Genomic DNA, 5,870 nt, shown 5'->3' on the forward strand with positions numbered 1-5,870 from the left:
TTTCATATCCGATATGTCGAGCACCACAAGGTCGCTAAGGCTATCGGCAAATAGAAAATCGTCTTTTATAGAAATATCGACGTTGCCCGGTATTTCGATAAAGGAAATCTTTTTGGGGTTTGAAGGGTCCGTATTATCGACGACATGAATCCCCTTGTTCTTGTCGTTGATAAAAATGAAGTTCTTGTAGGCGTAGATTTTGCCCGATTCCAAAATGGGAACAGGGGCGATAACATCGACACCACTCCTGAATTCGGCAGTAGTCATCTTTAAGGGTCTAGCTACTTGATAATCTGCATAAAGACTATCGTCTTGATCCTGGTCACAGGAAACAAGGCCGAACGCGGCAACAAACAGCAATAATACAAGGGACTTTTTCATTTTTTTGGAATTTAAAGTGGTTCATTTATTTATTCAATCGGTAAAACTCTTTTGGAGTTCTATGGATAAGATACAGAGGACACTAAAACGTTGCGTCGGATTTTAAAATAATTTTATAACTGTCACTTTGTCACTAAAATGGAATTAGTGGTATATTTGCCGCTCGCTCTATTTTTTAGGAGGATGTAAATAGGATATGGGAAAAATAATCGACGAATCGGTTCAGGGCACTACCCTTTCGCTGCAAAAGCAAAAATCGAACGGCCGTAAGCTTTATATCGAAAGCTATGGCTGCCAGATGAACTTTTCCGATAGCGAAATCGTGGCCTCGATCTTGGCCAACGAGGGATTCGATACCACCCAAGAACTCAACGAGGCCGATCTAGTGCTGATTAACACCTGCTCCATCCGCGAAAAGGCGGACCTTACCGTGCGCAAGCGGCTGGAGAAATTCAACGCGGTCAAAAAACAGCGCCCGCACTTGAAGGTCGGTGTTCTAGGCTGTATGGCGGAACGCCTGAAGCATCAATTTCTAGAGGAAGAAAAAATCGTGGATATGGTCGTAGGCCCCGATGCCTATAAAGACCTACCCAACCTGATTCAGGAAATCGACGAAGGCCGCAATGCCGTAAACGTGATTCTTTCCAAGGATGAAACCTATGGCGATATCGCTCCCGTTCGCTTGAATTCCAACGGTATCACTGCTTTCGTATCCATCACCCGCGGCTGCGACAACATGTGTACGTTCTGCGTAGTGCCCTTTACAAGAGGGCGCGAACGAAGTCGTGACCCACAATCGATTATTGAAGAGGTCAACCATCTTTGGGATAAGGGTTTTAAGGAAATTACGCTACTCGGTCAGAACGTTGACAGCTACCTTTGGTATGGCGGAGGATTGAAAAAAGAGTATAGCAAGGCTTCGGATATGGAAAAAGCGCTGGCCGTCGATTTCGCGCAGCTTTTGGAGAAAGTTGCCCTGGCACAGCCCAGAATGCGCATCCGGTTTTCGACTTCGAATCCGCAGGATATGACTTTGGATGTGATTCGCATTATGGCGAAATACAACAACATCTGTAATTACGTACATCTGCCCGTGCAAAGCGGTAGCAACCGTATTTTGAAAGCTATGAACCGCCTGCATACCCGGGAAGAATATTTTGAACTGATCGACAACATCCGAAAAATCATTCCCGATGTAAGCATCTCACAGGATATGATTTCCGGCTTTCCCACAGAAACCGAAGCCGACCATCAAGACACCTTATCCTTATTGGAATACGTCAAGTACGATTACGGATTTATGTACGCCTATTCTGAACGTCCGGGCACTATGGCCGAGCGGAAGTTGGAAGACGACGTGCCGCCGGAAACCAAGAAACGCCGATTGGCCGAGATCATCGCCCTACAACGCGAACATTGCCGGGAACGCACCGAACAGCACCTGGGCAAAATTCAGGAAGTACTGATCGAAGGCCTCTCAAAAAAATCGGACGAACACTGGATGGGGCGCAACTCACAGAATACCGTTGCCGTTTTTCCGAAGAAACAGTATAAGGTAGGGGATTTTGTAATGGTGCGAATGGATAGTTGTACGTCGGCGACCTTGATCGGGGAGGCTATCAGAAAAAACTAAAAAATGGAATCAACTCAATCCATCAAACAGCGCTTTGAGATTATCGGTAATGATCCGAAGCTAAATCGTGCCCTGGAAAAGGCGACGCAGGTGGCGCCTACCGACATTTCTGTATTGGTGACCGGAGAAAGTGGGGTCGGTAAGGAGGCCATTCCGAAAATCATACATTCGCTTTCGCACCGCAAACATGCCAAGTACATCGCGGTGAATTGCGGCGCGATTCCTGAAGGTACTATCGACAGTGAGCTTTTCGGTCACGAGAAAGGCGCCTTTACCGGTGCAACCCAGACCCGGAACGGCTATTTCGAGGTGACCGATGGCGGCACCATTTTTCTGGACGAGGTCGGCGAGCTGCCCTTGACTACCCAAGTACGCCTTTTGCGGGTTTTGGAGAATGGGGAATTCCTGAAAGTGGGGTCTTCTCAAGTACAAAAAACCGATGTGCGTATCGTGGCGGCCACCAATATCAATATGTTCGAGGCTATTAAGAAGGAGAAATTCCGAGAGGATCTGTACTATCGATTGAGCACGGTCGAAATCCATATTCCGCCCTTGCGCGATCGGCAAGACGATATTCACCTGCTCTTCCGCAAATTTGCATCCGATTTTGGCACGAAATATAAAATGCCTACCATCCGTTTGGAAGATAACGCGGTGCATCTTTTATTGAAATACCGGTGGCCGGGCAACATCCGCCAGCTGCGTAATATCGCCGAACAGATATCGGTTCTCGAACAGAGTCGTATCATTACGTGGGATACCCTTAAAGGATATCTGCCCGATTCTAGCGGCTCGAACCTGCCCGCTGTTATCGGACAAAAAAAATCAGAAGGCGATTTTAGCAACGAAAGGGAGATTCTTTACAAGGTACTTTTCGACATGAAAGGCGACCTCAACGATCTGAAAAAGCTGACCTTGGCCCTGATGAAGAACAATGATGGGGATAAGGTTCAGGAAGAGAATGAGAGCCTTATCCAAAAAATCTACGGGGATAACGGAGAAGATGTCATGGATGATGACGACCGTGATCCGCTAGAAGTGCTGCAACTGCCCCAACACGATTCGCAAAGACCGCCACAAAAACTGCATCAAGAAGATAAGTACCATTTCGCCGAAGAGATCCAGGAAGAAGAAACCCTATCTTTACAGGAAAAGGAAGTAGAGCTCATCAAAAAATCGCTGGAGCGCAACCGGGGCAAACGAAAGGCCGCCGCCGGCGAACTCGGCATCTCGGAGCGGACGCTGTACAGGAAGATTAAGCAGTATGATCTTTGATGGTTAGATGCTAGATACCAGGCCTGGGATTTGTGAAACTTGGAACTTGGAACTTGGAACTTGGAACTTGGAACTTGGAACTTAAAAACGATAGCTCAAAAAATTGAGAAAGTTTAAACTTATTTTATTTTCGTTGGCGCTTACCACGATCCTGAACGGCTGTGGCATTTACAACTTCACCGGTGGCGATGTAGGTTCGGCGGCGACGTTTGCGGTACCGCGATTTCAGAACTACGCTACCCAAAATCCGGGTTCCGTTTTTGAACCGGGTCTGGAACGGGATTTTACCCAAGCTTTACAAGATAGAATATTGAACCAGACCAGCCTAGATCTGACAAACTCCGATAGCGATTTGCTATATGAAGGTGAAATCGTGGAATACCGCATCTCCCCCATGAGCGCCACCGCCCAACAGACGGCCGCCCAAAATCGGTTGTCAATGGCGGTGAACGTCCGTTTTTATAACAAGACCAAAGAGGATGCGGATTTCGAACAGCGTTTTTCGTTCTTTTACGACTTCCCCGCGGCGACCCAACCTTCCGCAATAAAAAGTGAAGCCCTCGAAATTATTTTTGAACGGATCACGCAGGATATCTTTAATGAATCATTGGCAGACTGGTAGTTGAAAAATGGACCCAAAAGACTTCACATACCTTCTACAAAATCCTGATAAAGTGGTCTCCCCTATGCAGACCAACCAACTGGAAGAAGTATTGGAAGAATTCCCCTATTTTCAGGCGGCACGCTCCCTCCATTTAAAAGGACTGAAAAGCCTGAACAGTTTCAAATACAACAATGCCCTGAAGGTTACCGCTGCATACACGGCCGACCGTGAGGTGCTTTTTGATTTTATTACGTCGAAAAACTTCCTACAAAACCGTATTTCCGACACCCTATCGGGCAAAACCAAGAGCTTGGTCGATACCGAAATCCTATCCGAAGAGGTGATTCCCCAAAAATCGGCCGTCAAAAATCCCGAAACGGAAGCGGACAAGCCGTTACTCTTGACCAGGGACGAAGCGGACGCCCTGTTGGATCCCAGACTTTTCACATCCAAAGACCCCAAAATAGACAGAGCACTTTTAGAGGCCGAAAATAAAGCATCCCAAGACCTAGAACTCGGCGAGCCCCTACCCTTTACGAAAAGGGAAAAATATTCTTTCAGCGAATGGCTGCGGTTAAGCACTTTCAAACCAATCAAAAGAGATGGAAGAGGCAGGGAAGGGGAAGAAATGGAGAACATCCATTTTCCGTTGGAAGAGGACTCCGTAAAATCGAAAAAATTCGAGCTTATTGATAAATTTATAGCCGATAACCCGAAAATCAAACCCCAAAAAGACATACCGAAAGTGGTCATCGGCGATTCCGCCAAATTCGAGAATAAAGAACTGATGACCGAGACCCTGGCCAAGGTATATTTAGAACAAAAAAAGTATAAAAAGGCGATTCAGGCCTACAAAATTTTAAGTTTGAAATATCCGGAAAAAAGTGGTTTCTTTGCAGACCGAATTAAAGCGGTGGAGCGACTTAAGGAGGATAATGCACAATAATCAATAGTTGTCTTATACCACAGTCCCACTTCGCCGGTTTCATCGATACTATTTTAGGTTACTGTAGAAGGCCGATAGTCGTACGTTACATCCAATTCCGCGACCGACCTTTAACCTGTAACCTTCAAACCTTTAACTTTTTCCAATGAGTACGTTTACCATATTCTTAATTCTTATCATAATAGTCTGCTTTCTGCTAATATTGGTCATCATGGTACAAAACCCTAAAGGCGGCGGGTTATCGTCTTCCTTTGGCGGCGGTGGTAGCCAAGTGGTAGGCGGCGTCAAAAAGACCGGTGATTTTTTGGACAAGAGTACATGGATTTTAGCTATATTTCTGGTTGTTTTGATTTTGGCATCCAACGTCACCTTAAAAGGTAATTTCGGTGAAGGCGACTCCAAATTGCTCAATGGCGATGACATAGAAACAACCCTCCCCGATGAGGTACCCGAATCCCTTCCTTCGGCCCCTGCGACAGACGAATCCAATCCGACGGATAGTCTTTAAAACAGTAGACAAATAGACAAAAATGCCAGCTTGGATGACAAGCTGGCATTTTTGCATTAACAAAGTGTCAGTTTTTAGGCAATGGCATAATTTCTGAATACTAAGAACAGAGAATTTCATTTTTTAAAACTAAAAACTAGAAATATGGCAAAAGTCAACATTAAACCATTGGCAGATCGAGTACTTATCGAACCAATGGCCGCCGAGACCAAAACAGCGTCCGGAATCTACATTCCCGATACGGCAAAAGAAAAACCCCAACAAGGCAAAGTCGTGGCGGTCGGCCCCGGCACCAAAGACGATAAAGTAACCGTCAAAGTTGGCGATAAAGTCCTTTACGGCAAATATGCAGGTACTGAACTCAAGCTTGAAGGCAATGATTATCTCATGATGCGCGAAAGCGACGTTTTGGCGATAATCTAAAAAACAAATCCCGAAAAATAAATCCCAAATTCCAAAATAAAATAAAAATCCCTGTACCTAATTGGTATTTGGAATTTGATTGTTGGAATTTTAAATTTTA

At 45.5% G+C, this 5,870-nt stretch carries 6 protein-coding genes and 1 pseudogene; 6 read left to right on the forward strand and 1 reads right to left on the reverse strand.

Annotated elements, in window-relative coordinates:
• Nucleotides 1-381 (reverse strand): annotated as a pseudogene (locus ACEW8S_RS05040) (hypothetical protein); the annotation flags it as partial.
• Between the two features lie 196 nt (nucleotides 382-577).
• Here ACEW8S_RS05040 and miaB point away from each other — a divergent pair.
• The 6 genes from miaB (at nucleotide 578) to groES (ending at nucleotide 5,770) form a co-directional block, all read left to right on the forward strand.
• Nucleotides 578-2,014, forward strand: a complete 1,437-nt coding sequence (gene miaB, locus ACEW8S_RS05045; RefSeq protein ID WP_373517092.1) for a tRNA (N6-isopentenyl adenosine(37)-C2)-methylthiotransferase MiaB — start codon at nucleotides 578-580, stop codon at nucleotides 2,012-2,014.
• Between the two features lie 3 nt (nucleotides 2,015-2,017).
• Nucleotides 2,018-3,289, forward strand: coding sequence for a sigma-54 interaction domain-containing protein (locus tag ACEW8S_RS05050; protein ID WP_373517093.1), 1,272 nt, complete (start codon nucleotides 2,018-2,020; stop codon nucleotides 3,287-3,289).
• Nucleotides 3,290-3,392: 103 nt separating this feature from the next.
• Nucleotides 3,393-3,911: an LptE family protein gene (locus ACEW8S_RS05055; RefSeq protein ID WP_373517094.1), complete on the forward strand. Its 519-nt coding sequence runs from the start codon at nucleotides 3,393-3,395 to the stop codon at nucleotides 3,909-3,911.
• A 7-nt stretch (nucleotides 3,912-3,918) separates the two neighbouring features.
• Nucleotides 3,919-4,839 carry a hypothetical protein gene (locus ACEW8S_RS05060; RefSeq protein ID WP_373517095.1) on the forward strand — a complete coding sequence of 307 codons (921 nt, stop codon included), beginning with the start codon at nucleotides 3,919-3,921 and terminating at the stop codon, nucleotides 4,837-4,839.
• Between the two features lie 145 nt (nucleotides 4,840-4,984).
• Nucleotides 4,985-5,347, forward strand: coding sequence for a preprotein translocase subunit SecG (secG, locus tag ACEW8S_RS05065; protein WP_373517096.1), 363 nt, complete (start codon nucleotides 4,985-4,987; stop codon nucleotides 5,345-5,347).
• 144 nt (nucleotides 5,348-5,491) lie between these two features.
• Nucleotides 5,492-5,770, forward strand: coding sequence for a co-chaperone GroES (gene groES / locus ACEW8S_RS05070; protein ID WP_091865878.1), 279 nt, complete (start codon nucleotides 5,492-5,494; stop codon nucleotides 5,768-5,770).
• The last annotated feature ends 100 nt before the right edge of the window (nucleotides 5,771-5,870 follow it).

The organism is Pricia sp., assembly GCF_041745955.1.
GTDB lineage: Bacteria > Bacteroidota > Bacteroidia > Flavobacteriales > Flavobacteriaceae > Pricia.